Annotated in this window: 14 protein-coding genes; 2 read left to right on the forward strand and 12 right to left on the reverse strand. The window is 69.7% G+C overall.

All coding sequences use genetic code 11. From position 1 onward, the window contains the following. Window positions 1–63 precede the first annotated feature (63 nt). Complete coding sequence (locus BLA15945_RS15130; protein WP_174992792.1) at window positions 64–237, forward strand: hypothetical protein; 174 nt, start codon at window positions 64–66, stop codon at window positions 235–237. Window positions 238–263: 26 nt separating this feature from the next. Here BLA15945_RS15130 and BLA15945_RS37675 read toward each other — a convergent pair whose 3' ends face one another. Further along, the gene (locus tag BLA15945_RS37675) at window positions 264–659 is read right to left on the reverse strand and encodes a hypothetical protein (RefSeq protein WP_233464231.1); all 396 of its coding nucleotides are present in this window, start codon (window positions 657–659) and stop codon (window positions 264–266) included. A 140-nt stretch (window positions 660–799) separates the two neighbouring features. Here BLA15945_RS37675 and BLA15945_RS15140 point away from each other — a divergent pair, with 140 nt between their 5' ends. Next, window positions 800–1087 (forward strand): DUF4148 domain-containing protein, encoded by a 288-nt coding sequence (locus tag BLA15945_RS15140; protein ID WP_059237479.1) that lies wholly within the window; start codon window positions 800–802, stop codon window positions 1085–1087. A 79-nt stretch (window positions 1088–1166) separates the two neighbouring features. On the opposite strand, the gene BLA15945_RS15145 is transcribed toward BLA15945_RS15140, so the two are convergent. The 11 genes from BLA15945_RS15145 to BLA15945_RS15195 all read right to left on the reverse strand — a co-directional run bounded on the left by BLA15945_RS15145 (window position 1167) and on the right by BLA15945_RS15195 (window position 17491). After that, window positions 1167–2603: a heavy metal sensor histidine kinase gene (locus tag BLA15945_RS15145; protein ID WP_174992793.1), complete on the reverse strand. Its 1437-nt coding sequence runs from the start codon at window positions 2601–2603 to the stop codon at window positions 1167–1169. After that, the gene (irlR, locus tag BLA15945_RS15150) at window positions 2600–3283 is read right to left on the reverse strand and encodes a heavy metal response regulator transcription factor IrlR (RefSeq protein ID WP_006490455.1); all 684 of its coding nucleotides are present in this window, start codon (window positions 3281–3283) and stop codon (window positions 2600–2602) included. The genes BLA15945_RS15145 and irlR overlap by 4 nt, the downstream gene beginning before the upstream one ends. After that, complete coding sequence (locus tag BLA15945_RS15155) at window positions 3283–6495, reverse strand: efflux RND transporter permease subunit (protein WP_174992794.1); 3213 nt, start codon at window positions 6493–6495, stop codon at window positions 3283–3285. The genes irlR and BLA15945_RS15155 overlap by 1 nt, the downstream gene beginning before the upstream one ends. A 125-nt stretch (window positions 6496–6620) precedes the next feature. Then, window positions 6621–8090 (reverse strand): efflux RND transporter periplasmic adaptor subunit, encoded by a 1470-nt coding sequence (locus BLA15945_RS15160; protein WP_059237482.1) that lies wholly within the window; start codon window positions 8088–8090, stop codon window positions 6621–6623. Window positions 8091–8116: 26 nt separating this feature from the next. Then, window positions 8117–9430 carry a TolC family protein gene (locus tag BLA15945_RS15165; RefSeq protein ID WP_174992795.1) on the reverse strand — a complete coding sequence of 438 codons (1314 nt, stop codon included), beginning with the start codon at window positions 9428–9430 and terminating at the stop codon, window positions 8117–8119. 243 nt (window positions 9431–9673) lie between these two features. Further along, window positions 9674–10864 (reverse strand): phosphotransferase enzyme family protein, encoded by a 1191-nt coding sequence (locus BLA15945_RS15170; RefSeq protein ID WP_174992796.1) that lies wholly within the window; start codon window positions 10862–10864, stop codon window positions 9674–9676. Window positions 10865–10900: 36 nt separating this feature from the next. Beyond that, entirely contained in the window at window positions 10901–11533 is a 633-nt protein-coding gene (pnuC, locus tag BLA15945_RS15175; RefSeq protein WP_174992797.1) for a nicotinamide riboside transporter PnuC, read from the reverse strand. A gap of 59 nt (window positions 11534–11592) precedes the next feature. Then, window positions 11593–13824: a TonB-dependent siderophore receptor gene (locus tag BLA15945_RS15180; protein ID WP_174992798.1), complete on the reverse strand. Its 2232-nt coding sequence runs from the start codon at window positions 13822–13824 to the stop codon at window positions 11593–11595. A 601-nt stretch (window positions 13825–14425) separates the two neighbouring features. After that, complete coding sequence (locus BLA15945_RS15185; RefSeq protein ID WP_006486164.1) at window positions 14426–14629, reverse strand: DUF2970 domain-containing protein; 204 nt, start codon at window positions 14627–14629, stop codon at window positions 14426–14428. A gap of 121 nt (window positions 14630–14750) precedes the next feature. Beyond that, the gene (locus BLA15945_RS15190; RefSeq protein ID WP_174992799.1) at window positions 14751–16811 is read right to left on the reverse strand and encodes a pyridoxamine 5'-phosphate oxidase family protein; all 2061 of its coding nucleotides are present in this window, start codon (window positions 16809–16811) and stop codon (window positions 14751–14753) included. Between the two features lie 35 nt (window positions 16812–16846). Continuing rightward, a complete protein-coding gene (locus BLA15945_RS15195; RefSeq protein WP_174992800.1) occupies window positions 16847–17491 on the reverse strand; it encodes a glutathione S-transferase family protein in 645 nt (214 codons plus the stop codon). Between the last annotated feature and the right edge of the window lie 81 nt (window positions 17492–17572).

The raw sequence follows: 17572 nt of genomic DNA on the forward strand, positions 1-17572 counted from the left end.
CGGGTACCGCGACGAGGAATATTTCTTCCTCAAGATCCGCGCCGCGTTCCCCGGTAATCCTCGATGAACCTTTTTTTTGCGTCGCGAGCCGCCACCTGGGCGCGCGGACGCGGCTGGGCGCTGTGGAAGGCGCTCATCACGCTCGCGAAACTGGATGAAAGCCTGCACGCGAGCGATCCGTCGACCCGCACGATCCGGCACCTGCTGGACGATCATCGCCGGGAATGCGGACACTGAGCGCCGACTGACCGCCCGCGACGCGATCACGGCGTGCCGATGCGTTGCGGAAACAGGCACGTATGCGTTTTCACGTACAGGTTCGGATTGCCGCAGCGGTGGCCGGCATAGTCGATCTGCTCGCCGGGCATGAGGTCGGCCGGCACCGTCTTGCGCGCCGCGGCGGGCGCGGCCGCCGGGGTGCCGGAACGTGTCGATGCACAGCCCGCGAACAACGGGACGATCAGGACTGCGATCAAGGCTAAACGGATGGCGGGACGATCCACTTTTCGGTCCGGGATGAAAGTCTGAACGGGGTCGCCCGCTTTCCATGCTGCTGTCGCGAACGGCGCGAATGCCGTCGGCCCTGGCGGCCAATGGCAGACTTCATGTTCCCCTGCCCGCCCATCGCGCCCATGACGCGAACATGACGGTTGCGTCATGTCGGTCGTGTCTCAACGGCGCGCTGCCGGCTTGCGCAATCTGACGGTTTTTTCATCTCGCGATCACGATGACGCACGGCGGCTTTCGCATACTGGGTCCATGGTTCGCCACCCGGCGGCCTGATCAAGGAGAGCATTCGATGAAAACGGCAAAACTCGCAGCACTGTTCGTCACCGCCACGCTGTCGCTCGGCATGGCCACGCAGGCCGCGTTCGCGGAAACGCAAACGCAGGGCAAGAGCCGCACGCAGGTCGTCAACGAGCTGAAGCAGGCGCAGCACGACGGCGTCGTGCCGACAAGCAAGACGCAATACCCGCCGACCGGCGAGATCGTCGCGCGCAACAAGGAGCTTCACGGGATTTCGGTGCATGGCGGCGAGAAGAAGCCGCAAACCGACAACCACGACAACCTGACCGCGCGGCAATGATGCCCGGCCACCCGATCGCGGACAGCGCGCCGCGCGTGGCCGCATCGCGGCGAACGCGCGGGCGTCACCGCCCGCGCTGTCAGGTGCGGATGGCCGCCGGCCGGTCCGGCTCGGCCGGCCGGCGCGGAAAGCGCAGCCAGAACGTCGTGCGGCGGCCGGGATCGCTGTCGACGCCGCATTCGCCGCCGTGATTGTCCATGATCGACCGGACGATCGCGAGGCCGAGCCCCGTGCCCGACGCCGAATTGTGCCGCGACGGATCGACGCGGTAGAAGCGCTCGAAAATCCGCCCGACATGCTCCGCGGCGATGCCGGGCCCCGTATCCGACACGGCGATCGTCGTCGCGCCGCCCTGCTCGACGCAGTCGATCGTCACGACACTGCCGCGCGGCGCATAGGTCAGCGCATTGGACAGCAGGTTGCTCAGCGCGCGCTGGTACAGCGTCAGATCCGCATCGACCCACGCGTGGCCGTCCACCTTCACCGTCACGCCCTCGTCCTCCGCCAGCGGCTCGTAGTAGCCGGCCACCCGCTCCGCCTCCTGCGCCGCATTCAGGCGCCGCACGCCGATTGACGTGCCGGCCTGCTCCGAGCGCGCGAGAAACAGCATGTCCTCGATCATCCGCGACAACCGCTGGTATTCGTCGATGCTCGACTCGATCACGTTCCGGTATTCCTCCGCGCTGCGCGGCTGCGACAGCACGACCTGCGCGGCCGCCTGCAGGTTCGTGAGCGGCGTGCGCATGTCGTGCGCGAGATTCGACGAGAACTGGCTCAGCCGCGTGAACGATTCGTTCAGCCGCGCGAGCATCCCGTTGAACGCATGCTCGAGTTCCTTCAGCTCGCCGGACGTATCGAGTTCCGGCAGCGGATGCGCCAGCCGGCTCGTCGACATCTGCTCGGCACGCGCCGCAAACCGCCGCAGCGGGCTCAGCCCGAGCGCCGCGATGCCGTACGCGATCGCAGCCGCGAGCACCACGCCGAACACCTCGATCACGACGATCGTATAGGCATGCGTGCGCAGCAGCAGCACGTCGGCGCTGCGGTCGTACTGCACCGCGACGCGCACCACGGGCCCGCCCGCCCCCACCCCGGCGCCGGCCAGCGGCACATTCGTCACCAGATACTGGTGCCGCGCGCCAGGCGGCGCGACGCCGACCGGCACACGCCCGGCATCCAGCGACATCAACGGCGCATACGGGCGGAAGCCGGGCGTACCGACGAGGCGCATGCCCGTGGCATCGAAGATCGCGAGATCCATGTTCGGATGACCATGCAGCTGGTCGATCCAGATGTCGGTGTTGCGCGCGACGTCGGCCGTGCTACGCGCTTCGGCCAGGTGCGCGCCCAGTGCGGCGGAAATGCCGGCCATCTGCTCGGCCGCCGTCGTCTCGACACGGTTGCTCAGCGCTTCGTACAGCGCAACACCGCTCGACGCGAGGATCACCGACGTCGACAGGATGATCAGCGCGGTCAGGCGTCCACGCAGCGTGCGCGGCAGCAGGCGCGCGATCATGCGGCCGCGCCGCCGCGCGCTTCGAGCACGTAGCCCATGCCGCGCACCGTGTGGATCAGTTTCGGTTCGTACGCATCGTCGATCTTCGAGCGCAGCCGCCGGATCGCCGAATCGACGACGTTCGTGTCGCTGTTGAAGTTCATGTCCCACACCTGCGACGCGATCGTCGCGCGCGGCAGGATCTCGCCTTCGCGGCGCATCAGCAGCCACAGCAGCGCGAATTCCTTCGCGGTCAGCAGGATCGTGTCGCCCTGCCGCGTGGCCTTGCGGCGCGTCAGGTCGAGTTCGAGATCGGCCACGCGCAGCGTGTTCGAGTCGCGCGGCTGGCCGCGCCGCAGGATCGACTTGATGCGCGCGGTCAGCTCGACGAAGTCGAACGGCTTCGCGAGATAGTCGTCGGCGCCGAGCTCGAGCCCCTTCACGCGATCGCCGACGTCATCGCGCGCGGTGAGGAACAGCACGGGCGTCGACTTGCTGCGCCGCAGGTTCTGCAGCAGCGTCCAGCCATCCTGGCCGGGCAGCATCACGTCGAGCACGAGCAGGTCGTATTCCTCGGTCTCCGCCTGGTGCTGGCCCGTGATGCCGTCCTCGACCCAGTCGACGACATAGCCGGCCTCGGTGAGGCCCTTGCGCAGGTACGCGCCCGTCTTCGGTTCATCTTCGACAATCAGAATTCGCATCACGCATTACCCTTGAAGAAACCCAGCCGGCGCAGCAGACCGGCGCCGAGGCCGCCGCGGAACGCCGCACGCCACGACACCGCATGGCTGACACGGTACAGCACCGGCAGCACCAGCAACGTCAGCGCCGTGGACGACAGGATACCGCCGATCACGACCGTCGCCAGCGGACGCTGCACCTCGGCGCCGGTGCCGGTCGCGAACGCCATCGGCAGGAAGCCGAGCGACGCGACGAGCGCGGTCATCAGCACCGGCCGCAGCCGCGTGAGCGCGCCGTCGTGTACGGCAGCGTCGAGCGGCATCCCTTCGTCGCGCAGGTTGCGGATGAACGAGATCATCACGAGACCGTTGAGCACGGCCACGCCCGACAGCGCGATGAAGCCGACCGCCGCGGTGATCGACAGCGGAATCCCGCGCAGCCACAGCGACACGACGCCGCCGCTCAGCGCGAACGGAATGCCGGTGAACACGAGCAGCCCGTCCTTCACGTTGTTGAACATCACGAACAGCAGCACGAACACCATGAACAGCGCGAGCGGCACGACGAGCTTCAGGCGCTCGCTCGCGCTTTGCAGCTGCTCGAACTGCCCGCCCCACGACACCCAGTAGCCGGCCGGCACGCGCACGTCCTGCTGCAGCTGCTCGCGCGCATCGGCGACGAACGAGCCGACGTCGCGGCCGCGCACGTTCGCGCTGACGACGACGCGCCGCTTGCCGTCCTCGCGGCTGATCTGGTTCGGGCCCGGCGCGACATCGATCGTCGCGAGTTCAGCCAGCGGCACGTACGGGGCCGCGGCGAGCGGCGCGCTGGCGCCGGCGGCCGGCGCGGGCAGCGCGATCGGCAGCCGCTTGATCGCCTCGATGTCCGAGCGCAGCTCGTCGGGCAGCCGCACGACGATGTCGAACCGGCGGTCGCCCTGGAACAGCGTGCCGGCCTTCTGCCCGCCGACGGCCGCGGCCACCGAGTCCTGCAGGTCGGCCACGCTCACGCCATAGCGCGCGAGCTTGTCGCGATCGAGGTTGACGGTCAGCACCGGCAGGCCCGTGGTCTGCTCGACCTTCACCTCCGATGCGCCCGGCACCTTCTGCAGCGCGGCCGCGATCTGCTCGCCGGTCTGGTTCAGCACGGCCATGTCATCGCCGAAGATCTTCACCGCGACGTCGCTGCGCACGCCCGAGATCAGCTCGTTGAACCGCAGCTGGATCGGCTGCGAAAACTCGTACGCGTTGCCCGGCAGCTCGGCGAGCGCTTCCTCGATCTCGCGCACGAGCTGGTCGCGCGGCTTCTTCGGGTCGGGCCACCGGTCGGCCGGCTTCAGCATGATGTAGCCGTCCGACAGGTTCGGCGGCATCGGGTCGGCCGCGATCTCGGCCGTGCCGGTGCGCGCGAATACGCGCTCGATCTCGGGGAAGCGCGCCTTCAGCGTCTTCTCGATCGACTTCTGCATCTCCACCGACTGCGACAGGCTCGTGCCGGGAATCCGCAGCGCGGAGACGGCCAGATCGCCTTCGTTCAGGCTCGGGATGAACTCGCTGCCGAGCCGCGTCGCCAACCCGAGCGTGACCAGCACGATCGCGCCCGCGCCGATCATCACGCGCGCCGGGCGCGTCATGAACGCGGCAAGCACGGGTTCGTACGCGCGCCGCGCCCAGCCCATCAGCCGGTTCTCCTTCTCCTCGACACGCTCGCCGATGAACAGCGCGACGGCCGCCGGAATGAACGTGACGGTCAGCACCATCGCGGCCGCGAGCGCCATCACGACGGTAATCGCCATCGGGTGGAACATCTTGCCCTCGACGCCGGTCAGCGCAAAGATCGGCAGGTACACGACCATGATGATCAGTTGCCCGAAGATCAGCGCACGCCGCGCTTCCTGCGATGCGCCGAACACTTCGGCAAAACGCTCGTCGCGCGTGAGCGGCCGTCCGGCCGCCGACTGCGCATGCGCGAGCCGCCGCACGCAGTTCTCGACGATCACCACCGCGCCGTCGACGATGATCCCGAAGTCGAGCGCGCCCAGGCTCATCAGGTTCGCGCTTACCTTCGCATTGACCATGCCGGTGAAGGTCATCAGCATCGACAGCGGAATCACCAGCGCGGTGATCAGCGCGGCGCGGATGTTGCCGAGGAACAGGAACAACACCGCGATCACGAGGATCGCGCCTTCGAGCAGGTTCTTCTTCACCGTCGCGACGGCCTTCTCGACGAGCACCGTGCGGTCGTACACGGGAATCGCCTTCACGCCGGCCGGCAGCGTGCGGTTCACGTCCTCCATCTTCGCGGCGACGGCCTTCGACACCGTCCGGCTGTTCTCGCCCATCAGCATGAAGACCGTGCCGAGCACGACTTCCTCGCCGTTCGACGTCGCGGCGCCCGTGCGCAGTTCGCGGCCGATGTCGACCGCGCCGACGTCCTTCATCCGCACCGGCACGCCGCCGACGTTGGTCAGCACGATGTTCGCGATGTCGTCGACGGTGCGCGCCTGGCCCGGCACCCGCACGAGATACTGCTCGCCGCGCTTTTCGATGTAACCGGCGCCGACGTTGTCGTTGTTGCGCTCCAGCGCGCGCACGACGTCGGCGAGCGTCAGCCCGTACGACATCAGCTTTGCCGGGTTCGGCGCGACGCGGTATTCCTTCACGTAGCCGCCGATCGAGTTGACCTCGGTCACGCCGCGCACGTTGCGGAGTTGCGGCCGGACGACCCAGTCCTGCAGCTCGCGCAGGTCGGCCGCCGTATAACGCGTGCCGTCGGGCTTGCGTGCGTTGGCATCGGCCTCGACGGTCCACAGGTAGATCTCGCCGAGGCCCGTCGACGTCGGCCCCATCGCGGGCGCGATGCCGGCGGGCAGCTTGTCCTTCGCTTCCTGGATGCGTTCGTTGACGAGCTGCCGCGCGAAGTAGATGTCGGTGCCGTCCTTGAAGATCACGGTGACCTGCGACAGCCCGTAGCGCGAAATCGAGCGCGTCTGCTCGAGGCCCGGCAGCCCGGCCATCACGGTCTCGACCGGATAGGTGATGCGCTGTTCGGCTTCGAGCGGCGAATAGCCCGGCGCGGACGTGTTGATCTGGACCTGCACGTTCGTGATGTCGGGCACCGCGTCGATCGGCAGCCGCTGGTAGCTGAACACGCCCAGCGCGGCCACGGCCGCGATCGCCAGCATCACGAGCCAGCGGTGCGCAATCGCAAAGCGGATCAGGCGCTCAAACATGTCGGGATTCCTTGAAACGGGGAACGGTCGGCCGCACCGGACGAGCCGCCCGGCCGGTCACACGGCGAGCCGGAAAGCGGGCCGCATACCGGGCCGCGAGCCGGGCAACGGCGCACACGTCACGCTCATTCATGTTCCGCGCTCCCCTTGCCGAGTTCCGCCTTCAGCACGAAGCTGTTCGACGCCGCATATTCCTGGCCAGGCTTGAGCCCCTTCAGCACTTCGGTCGCGCGCTCGTCGCGCCGCCCCGTTTCGACCGCCTGTGCGACGAACCCCTTCGGCGAACGCACGAACACGGAAGGCGCGCCGTCGACGTCCTGCAGCGCGTCGCTTGCCACCGCCAGCGGCACGCCCTGCTTGCCCGCGTCGACGGACACGTTCACGAACATCCCCGGGCGCCACACGCCGTCCGGGTTCGGCAGCACGACGCGCGCCGGTGCGGTGCGCGTCTGTTCGCCGAGCAACGAGCCGACGTACGCGATCGGGCCGCTCGAACGCGATTCGAACGCGGTCGCACTGACGGTCGCGTCGCGGCCGACGCGCACGTCGTTCAATCGCTGCGCGGGTACGGCCATCTCGGCCCACACGGTCGACAGGTCGGAAATCACGAACATGCTCGCGTCGGCGGCGATCGCCTCGCCGGGCGTCGCATGTTTCTCGACGACCGTGCCCGCGAACGGCGCGCGCAGCTCGTAGCGGTTCAGCGCGCCCGCGCCGACCGGCGCGTTCAGCGCGGCGAGCTTCTGCCGCGCGTTCTGCACGGCGATCTCGGCCTCGCGCAGCTGCACCTGTGCCTGCTGGTAGTCCTGCTCGGCCGAGATGCGCTCCTTCCACAGCGTGCGTTCGCGCTCGTAGGTCGCCCGCGCGCCCGACAGCCGGCGCTCGGCCGTCAGCAGTTCGCTGCGGCGGTCGGCCAGATCGGTGCTCGCGATCACGGCCAGCACCTGCCCCTTCGCGATGTTCTGCCCGAGCGATACCGACACCTGCTCGACGATGCCGGCCACGCGCGGCACCACGTGCGCAGTGCGGTCCTCGTTGAACTTGATCTCGCCCGGCAGCTGGAACGGCGTCGCGATCTGCGCAGGGCCGGCCTTCGCGAGCGCGATCTTCGACGTCGCCAGTTGGGCGTCGGTCAGCGCGATCGCGCCGTCGGCGCGCGCGAACGGGAACGACGCGGCGTCGTTGCCGGCCTTCACGTCGATCGTCGCGTCGAACACGTGCGGCTTCGCGATCGACTGCGCGGACACGAACTTCTGGCCTGCCGCGTCGAAACGCAACGGTTCGTGGGTGCGGTCGTACCGCACCAGCGTGCCGGACACGGTCACGGCCTTGGTCGCAGGCTTGCCGTCGACGAACGGATAGACGACGAGCCGTGCGTCGCCGGGCTTTTCCGTCATCACGATCTCGACGGACAGCTTGCCGCGCTTGAGCACGACGCCCCCGCGCGCCCCGGCGCCATCGGCGGGTTGCGCGGCTTCGGCACCCGCTGGCGCCGACGTGCCGCCGCCGCCCCGCGTGACGGCGAGCGCGCCGATCACGATCCCTGCGCCGCCGAGCACGGCCGCCGCAATAACGAAGATTCTGCTGCGTGACATGATGATCCTTCAGGTAAGAGGGGCGCTTATTGCGCGACGGCCGCGAGCGGCGTGCCGACCAGCCGGCCGATATCGGCGCGGGCCGAATGGACGTCCGCGAGCGCGCGCACGTATTGCGACTGCCCCTGGAACAGCGTGCGCTGCGCGTCGAGCACGTCGAGGAAGCTGAACTTCCCGAGTTCGTAGCCGCGCGACATGGCATCGAGCGCGAGGCGCGCGGCCGGCAGGATGTCCGACTTCAGCCGCTGCGCTTCCTGCTCGGCGGCCTCGAAGTTCGCGTAGGCCTGCGTGAGCGCCAGCCGCAGGCGCGTGCGTTCGCGATCGAGATCGGCGTTCGCGCGCTCGGCCTTGTGCGTCGCCTCGAGCAGCGCGCCCCGGTTCGTGTTGAACAGCGGAATCGGGATCGATACGCCGACCACGGCCTGGTTGTCGGGGACGCCGCCGGTCGTCACGCGCTTCACGCCCGCGCTGACCGTCACGTCCGGAATGCGCCGCGCACGCTCGAGCGACACGGCTGCGTTCGAGCGCAGCATCTCGGCGCGAGCGACCCGCGCGAGCGGCGAATCGTCGAGCTGCGCGGTCAGCGCGGACAGCGGCTCGACCGGCGGCACGGCTTCCAGGTCGCCCTGCACCGCGAGCCGGTCGCCGCGCGCTTCGCCCATCACCGCGTTCAGCTTCTCGCGCGCAACCTCGACCCGGCCGCGCGCGGTTACGACTTCGATCTGCACACCGGCCGCCGCCACCTGCGCCTTGGTCGCCTCGACCGGCGACACCTTGCCGGCCTGCGCGCGGCGCCCCGCAAGATCCGCGGAGCGCGCGGCGATCGCGGCCGATTCCTCGGTCACCTGAAGCTGCCGCTGCGCGGCGAGCAAGCCGTAGAACGCGGCGATCACGTCGGCGCGCACGGCGGCGCCCTGCTCGTCGAGCGACGCGCTGGCCGACTCGCGGCCGTACGACGCGACGTCGAGCCGCGCGCGGCGCTTGCCGCCCAGCTCGATGGTCTGGTTGATCAGCGCGGTCGACGTGCGTTCGGCGCGGCTGAAGCCTTCCTGCAGGAACGACACCTCGGGATTGGGGCGGGCACCGGCCTGCATCAGCGCGCCGGCCGACGCGTCAACGTCCGCGCGTGCGCCACGCAGCGCCGGATTGTTCCGGGCCGCAACCGCGAGCGCATCGGGAAGCGTCAATGACGGGGGGGAAAGCGCACCGGATGGCGGTGCGCCGGTCGGCGTTGCGCTGCCTGCTGCAGCCGGGGCCGGCCCCGGCGACAGCGACGGCTGCGCATAAGCCGTCGCGGCCATCGCGAAGGCGACGGCCACGGCGAGAGAGAGCTTGAGCATGTTCGGTTCTGCGGTAACGGTTTGCGACCGATGCTACGGTCGGGCCGCAGTGCGAACATGAGGCGAAGATGATATTTCCGTCATGTCGGGCGCAATCGCACGCAGACGTGCAATGCCCTGAGGGGACGGCGCCCCGCATTGACGATCGGGAGGATTCGGTGCGCGTGCGGCGCGACGGCCGCACGAAAGACAGCAGAGAGCCGGGGATTCGACACGCGCAGGCCGCACGCCCCCTCGCGCGAATCAGGTGATGCGTTGCTTCGCGCGCCTGCGTTGCACGAGCCAGTCGAGCAGTTGCCGCCCGTCGTGTTCGCCGAACCAGCGCGCGTGCCCGATCAGGTAGCCGTCGTACGCGATGTCGACGATCGCCGGCGCATCGATGATGCAGCCGAAATACGCGACTTCCGACAGCGCGAACTCCGTATGCACGATCGGCAGCAACGCGACCAGCGCCGCGTACGCGTCGTCGCTCAGCGGTTCCAGCGATTCGTAGCCGTCGAGCAGCGCGTCGATCTGTTCGTATTCGATGCGCCGCGCATCGGCCGGCGCCATCCAGTCGACCGTATTGCGCTCGATCGCAAGCGCGAGGTCCATCACCGCGCACGTGCGATCCGACAAGCCGAAATCGAGCACGGTGCGCACCTGCGCGCCGGGTTCCGCCCCCGTCCACAGCAGGTTCGACGCATGCCAGTCGCCATGCGTCCACAGCGGCGGCAACGCCGGCAGCAGCGGCACGAGGCGCGCGTGATACGGGCCGATCGCGTCGGCCACGTCGCCGCACCAGTCGCGCGAACCGAGCGCGCGCACGAGCAGCGGCTGCGCATCGACCCAGCGTTCGAGCGCGCCCGCCAGATCGGCGGACGACAGCACGCGAAAACTCGACAGCAGCGTGCGGACGGGCCGCGCGGGTGCGTCGTAACCGGCCGACGCGCGATGCAGTTCGGCCAGCGCGCGGCCGGCCGCGTACGCGTGCGAAGGATGCGTGAACGGCTGCCACGACATCACGCCACGATACGGGTCGACGCCGGGCGCGAGCACGTGCACCTCGTAGGTCCAGTCGCCGGACGCAAACGCGGTCGCGCCGTTGCGATCGGCCAGCACGTCCACCACGGGGATGCCGCGTTCGCGCAGATGCGCGATGAAACGATGCTCTTCCTCGAGCCCCGCGACATCGCGCAGGCTCACGTGATGACGCTTGACGAACAGCCCGCGCCCGTCCGCCATCCGCACGAGCACGGCCGCCGCGAACTGCCGCGGGCTGTGCCACGTGAGCCGCGCCGGCTCGCCCGCGCCGTCGATCCGCGCGAGTACGGCCGCCACCTCGTCGTACGTCATCAGCGGCCAGTCGCGTTCGGCCTGCTCGCCGTCGACGCCGAATTGCGGCGGCGCGACGTCACGCGACAGGGGGCCGTCCGGCTCGAGTGGGAATGACATGACCGATGTTGCTCCGTCGTTGAATCCGTGCGTGAATCAGCGTGCGCCGCCGCCCGACGCCAGTGCGCCGCCGGCTGCCGCGCGCAACGCAGCGGCCGTGCGGCTCCAGTCGCGCCAGCCGACGACGGCCAGCCCGATGAACAGCGCATAGAGTCCGGCCGTCAGATACAGTTCCTTGAACACGAACATCCCGACGTACACGACGTTCACGACGATCCACAGCCCCCACGACGCGATGTAGCGCCGCGCGGTCCAGTATTGCGCGACGAGGCTGAACGCGGTCAGCGACGCATCGACGAACGGCAGCGCCGCATCGGTCCAGCGCGCCATCATGCCGCCGAGCAGCGCGCTGCCGATGATCGCCGCGATCAGGTCGGGCAGCATCTTGAGCGGCCGCACGCCGGTGACGGGCGCGACGTCGCCGGCCGGCGCCGCGCCGCCGTCGGCCTCGCTCGCGCGCTGCGCGAGCCAGCGCTGCCAGCCGTACACCTGCAGCACCGCGAATGCGCCCTGCAGCAGCATGTCCGAATACAGCTTCGCATCGAAGAAGATCCAGCCGTACAGCGCGACCGACGCGAGCCCGACCGGCCAGCACAGCATGCGGCGCTTCGCGGTCAGCCAGATCGCGAGCGCGCTGACGATCACGCCGGCGATTTCGAGTGGGGACATCGTCTGTGCTCTCCTGGTTAGCTGCCGGGGCGGCGCATCACGCGGCCGGTTCCGGACGGTCAGAAATCATAAGTCAACGACACGCGCGCGGTGCGCGGCGCCCCCGGGAACAGGTACGCATCGCCCTGCTGCTCGCCCGCGTCGCGCCAGTAGAACTTGTTGAACAGGTTGTCGACCGACACGCGCAGCACCGTGCGATGGCCGCCGATCTTCGTCGTATAGCGCGCGCCGAGATTGAACACGAACCACGACGGCACGCGCGCGGTGCCTTCCTCGTTCGCATTGCGCGCCGCGCTGTACTCGACGCCGCCGAGCACGTTCAGGCCCGCGACGCCCGGCACCGCGTAGTCCGCATACAGCGACGCACGCAACGCCGGCACGTTGATGATCTGGTGCCCTTCGTAGGTCGGCGACCCCGAATCGACCGCACGAGCGCGAATCGCCGCGACGCTGGCCGTCAGCCCCAGCCGCCCGGTCAGGCGGCCGGCCGCGCCGAGCTCGATCCCCTGGTGCCGCTGCGTGCCGCGCTGCACGAACGTATAGGACGTGCCCGACGGATCCGGGTCGGCGAACTGGAACGGCTTGCTGATCGAGAACACGGCGGCCGTGAGGCTCAGCCGGTCGAGCCAGTCGTATTTCGCGCCGACCTCGAACTGGTGCGATTCGACGGGCGGCAGGAACGCATACGCGTTGGTCGCGCGTACCGGCGCCTGATCGCCGAGCGACAGCGCCTTGCTGTACGACGCATACAGCGACAGCACGTTCACCGGCTTGTAGACGAGCGCGACCTGCGGCAGGAACACCGAGCGGTCGGTGCGCGTCGTGTCGCCGTCGAGGCTGCTCCAGCTGCGCTGGCGCAGCAGCACTTCCTTGCCGCCCGCGAGCACCTGCCAGTGTTCGCCGATGCTGATGCGGTCGAGCCCGAACACGCCGTATTGCCACGCGTCGAGGCGCGGATACGACGGCCCCGGCGAATTCGGCGACGGCGAGAAGGTCACGTCGGGCCCGTAGACGTTCTCGCTGCCCACGTAGTCGTACACCGCGTCGGCCATGTGCACGACGCGCCGCTGCACGCTCACGCCGAGCGTCAGCTCGTGCCGCAGCGGCCCCGTCGCGAACTTGCCGGTCGCGACCGCGCGCAGGTCGTCGTTGCGCCGGTATTCGCCGGGGCTGCGGAAGTCGTAGACGTCGTAGTCGCCGTTCGCGCCGAAGAAGAACGGCGACGTCGCGCCGGCCGTGCAGCTCGCCGCGTAAGAACAGCCGTACGCGAACGCGCTGTTGTCGTCGATCATCGTGCGGCTGCGGCCGGCGGCGAGGTAGGCCTTCCAGTCGTCGTTGAACTGGTAGTCGAAGCGCGCGTTCAGGTTCAGCGCGTCGGTCGTCACCGGTTTCGCCCACGGCTGCGTGCCGAGCGCCTTCGACGTCGTCTTGACCGACGGCACGACGGTGCCGCCGAGCAGCTGGTAGCCGGGCGCCGAGCGCTGGATCCACTGCTGGAATTCGGCGTTGAGCTGCAGGCTCGCGCGCGGGCTGATGTCCCAGTCGGCGGCGATCGAGCCGAACGTGCGCCGCCCGTTGGTGCCGTCGATGTAGGAGTGCATGTTCTCCTTCGCGGCATTGATCCGGAAGCCGAACTGATTGTCGGGGCCGAAGCGGCGGCCGAGATCGACGGCCGCCGACGTCGAGCCGCGGCTGTCGACGCCGCCCGTCACGCTCGCGACGTTCGCGGAGCGCTTGGTCACGAAGTTGATCACGCCGCCGGGTGCGACGACGCCGCTGTCGATACCCGCGAGCCCCTTCAGGATCTCGACGCGCTCCTTGTTCTCGAGCGGCACGTTCTGCTCGCCGGACACCGTCAGCCCGTCGATCCGGATCGCGCTCGCGAGATCGACCGGAAAGCCGCGGATCGCGAAGCCTTCGAAATAGCCGACCGGCGCGTAGTCGTTGACGACCGATGCGTCGTTGCGCACGACGTCGCTCAGCCGCTTCGCCTGCTGGTCGTCGATCAGCGCGCGCGTGATGACGTTCACCGACGCCGGCGTGTCGCGCAGCGGCGCGTCGTCCAGCCCCGCGACCGAGGCTTCGCGCGCGCGCAGCGTGCTGCCGCGCTCGCCGCTCACCGTGATGGCAGGCAGCGTCGCGCTGCCGGCCGCGCCGGCGTCCGGTGCGGGCGCGTCGCCGGGTGCCGCGGCGGCCTGCGCCGCGAAAAGCGTGATGCCGAGGCCGACTCCGAGCCCGACCTTCGTGCGCCGCCGCCGTGCGGGCAACGCTGTTGTTCTATTCACCGTCATTGTTCTGGATGGAAAACTCGCCACTCGACCTTGTCGAAACCCGTTACGAAGCTGCGACGCGTGCTCCCGCGGATACATCCGCCCCTTCCTCCGGACGCATGCGTCGACACGATTTTCATCAGGCGAATCGGACGATTCGGCACGCGCGCGTGCCGGCCGGTCAGGAAGACGCAGGATGGGACATCGGATTCAGGTGACGCGCCGGGCACCGACGCAGCTGTCGACGGCTTCGTCGGGAACTGGCGGGCGGCCGGCGGCATCGCGCGGTCGTGTCATGCGGGGGACGCTTCGAACGCCCCGGTGCGGGCGGCGGGCCTTGCGCCGGCCGTTCTCGTCGGAACGGCGGCCTGCCCGTCGCGCGCGACATCGCGGCGTGGCGCGCATTTTACCCCGGGCGGGCGCATTGACCGTGGAATCCGGCGGAACGGGGGGCGGGAAAGGCGGGAACGGGGAAAAGCGCTTCGGGCGGCACGGCAACGGCGACGATCCGGCCGCGCCGCCCGTCATGCGACGCAACGTCGACGATCGGCGCGATCGCGCGCCGGTCAAGCAACGGAAACCGCGAGCAGGCGATATCGTCCGCTCGCGGTTTCCGGGCCGCTCAGAACCCCTGCATCGTCACGGTCGGATCGACGACCAGATGCACGACGCCGTAGATCACCGCGCCGACCAGCAGCGCGAGCAGGATCGCCACGAACGGCAGCAACGTGAAGTTGGCGTTCGCGAGATCGGTCGCGTGCGCCTTGCTGTTGCGCACGCCGAAGAAACTCCACAGGACCAGGCGGACCATGCCGAGCAGTTTCATGATGGGCTCCTTTCATCGAATCGGTTGACGCTATCGTCGATCCGACCGGCATCCGAAAAAAGAAGCAGTTGCGCGCGCTTTTCGCGCAGCAGGCCGTCTGCGGCGGCATGTCGCAGGGGCGTCAGCGGTCGAGCACGAGCGGCTCCGTGGCCCCTGCCGCGGGCCGCGCGACGCACAGCAGCGCGCAGCCGGGTTCGACCGCTGCATCGGGCGTTTGCTCGTAGTCGACCGAACCGGACAGCACGCGCGTCGCGCACGTGCCGCACGAACCGGAGCGGCATTCGGACGGCACGGCCACGCGCTGCCCTTCCGCGAATTCGAGCAGCGTGCCGTCGGCGGGCGTCCACGCGGCTTCGCGCGCCGTGCGCCGGAACACGACCGACACGCTTGCCGCCGCCGGCGTCGCTGACGCGCGGGTCGTACTGCGTGCGACGCTCGACGGCCCGAACGCCTCGAAGCGGATGCGCTCGTCCGCCACGTTCAGCGCGCGCAGCCCGTCGTACAGGTCGCGCATGAACGCCGCCGGCCCGCACAGGTAGAAGTCGTAGTCGTCGAACGACAGGATCCGCTTCAGTTGCGCGATGTCGATGCGGCCGGCCCGCGCTGCCGAGCCTTCGCCGGGATGACTGTCGAACCAGTGAAGCGACACGCGTGGATCGGTGGCCGCGAGGTGCGCCAGTTGCGCCGCGAACGGCCGGTCGGCCGCTTCGCGCGCGCCGTGCACGAACACGACGCGGCGCGACGGTGTGTCGTCGGCCAGCGCACGGTGCAGCATCGCGACCATCGGCGTGATGCCGATGCCGGCCGACACGAGCACGGCCGGCCGCGGGCTCGCGAGATCGAACGTGAAGCGGCCGCGCGGCATCTGCGCGTCGAGCGTCATGCCCGCCTGCGCGTGATCGTGCAGCCACGCCGATGCGCGTCCTTCGCGCTTCACGCTGATCCGGTACTGCGCACCGCCCGGCGCGCCGGACAGCGTGTAGCTGCGAATCGCCGGCGCATCGCTGCCCGGCAGCGCGATGCGCAGCGTCAGGTGCTGCCCGGCTTCATAGGCGGGCAACGCGCCGCCGTCCGCCAGTTCGAAATGGAACGACCGGATCGCGCGCGCTTCGTCGACGATCTTCGCAATGCGCAGCGGCCGCCATGCGGGTGCCGATGCAGGTGCGGCCGCAGGCGCCGCAGGGGCAGCCCCCGCCACGCCCTCCGAAGCCGCCGCCGTCGCCACGAACTGCGGCGCGCGCTCGACCGCCGACCACCGGAACGGCAGCACCGCACGCACGCGCCGCACTTCCCGCACATGGAAGCGCACGACGCGCTGCGCGCCGTCGAACGACGCGACGAGCGGCCCGTCCCACACGATTTCCGCGTGCGCGGCGACATACAGCAGGTCGCCGCTGTCGAAATCGACGAACAGCAGCCCCGCGCGCGGATCGTGCTGCAGGTTGCCGAGCGTGTTGAAGAAGCGGTTGCCGCTGAAATCGGGCGTCGTCAGCGTATGCGCATCGTCTACACGCACGAAGCCCGGCATCCCGCCGCGATGCGATACGTCCGCGCCGCGCGCGGCGCCCGCATCCGCCGACGTGTTCGCACTCGCGACGAAGAACGTGTCGGCCTGCGCGAGCAGCGCCCGATCCACCTCGCTCAACGCGTCGGACACGTCGGGCGCGACGGATGCATCGACGGCCCGCGCGACGAAAGCCGGCTTGCGACCCTGAATGTACTTCGCGCAGTTGCCGAAGCTCTGCTCGACCGCGATCGTCAGCGCATCGCCATCGATCGCGCGCACGACGCCGTTCACGCGATTGCGCCGCCGCGTATCGAATTCGATCCCGAGCCCGCCGAGCGCCGCGCCCGGCTGCCACGCGCCGGCCAGCGGATCGCCCGGCAGCGCACGCGCCGCGATGCGCAGCGTGCGTGCATCCGGCGACGTGACGAAGCCCGGCGCGCCGGCGCGCAGCGTCGCCCACGGCTGCCCGTGCGCATCGACGCCGCCGAGCACGAAGAACGGCAGTTGCGCGAAGAACGTCCGGTGCTGGTCCGGCATGAAGCGCCGGATCCCGCGCCGGCCGGCCGCGCCTGCGGCCTCGCTCACGCCCGCGCGCTGCTGCACGGCGAGTTCGCCCGCGTGAAACGGCGCGGTATCGAGTTCCCAGCCCGGTATGACGGCGGTCGGCGCGTTCATCGCGTTCTCCTGGACAGGCGCGGTTGTGGGGGGCGTTACGCGGCGAGCAGGCCCGCGCGCGTCGTCGGCATGCCGACGAAGCCCGGCAGCGCCTCGACGCGGGCCAGCCACGCCCGGACGTGCGGATACGGTTCGAGCGACACGCCGCCTTCCGGTGCGTGCGCGATGTACGTGTACGCGGCGATGTCCGCGATCGTCGGCTGCGCGCCGGCCGCGAACGGCTTGCCGGCCAGTTCGCGATCGATTACGTCGAGCACCTTCGCGGCCGTGCGCTTGGCCGCCTCCGGGTCGAGCGGCGCCCCGAACACGGTCACGAGCCGCGCGGCCGCCGGGCCCGACGCGATCGGGCCGGCCGCGGACGACAGCCAGCGCTGCACGGCCGCCGCGCCGACCGGGTCGCCGGGCAGCCAGTGCGCGTCGCCGTAGCGCTTCGCGAGGTACACGAGAATCGCGTTCGAATCGGCGATCACGGTGCCGCCATCGTCGATCACGGGCACCTGCCCGAACGGATTGAGCGCGAGGAACGCCGGTTCGCGCTGCGCGCCGGCCGCGAGATCGACGTCGATGGTCTCGGACGGCAGCCCGAGCAGCGACAGGAACAGCCGGACACGGTGCGCATGCCCCGAGAGCAGGAACGAATAGACGCGGATCGGCGAGGCAGGCTTGCTGGCGGCAGACATGGAAAACACTCCGGAATCTCGCGCCGCCGGGAGTCGGCGACGAACGGCTCCAGCGTAGCGCTCGCCGTTCATCGCCAGAAG

The sequence above is a fragment of the Burkholderia arboris genome, assembly GCF_902499125.1.
Classification (GTDB): Bacteria; Pseudomonadota; Gammaproteobacteria; order Burkholderiales; family Burkholderiaceae; genus Burkholderia; species Burkholderia arboris.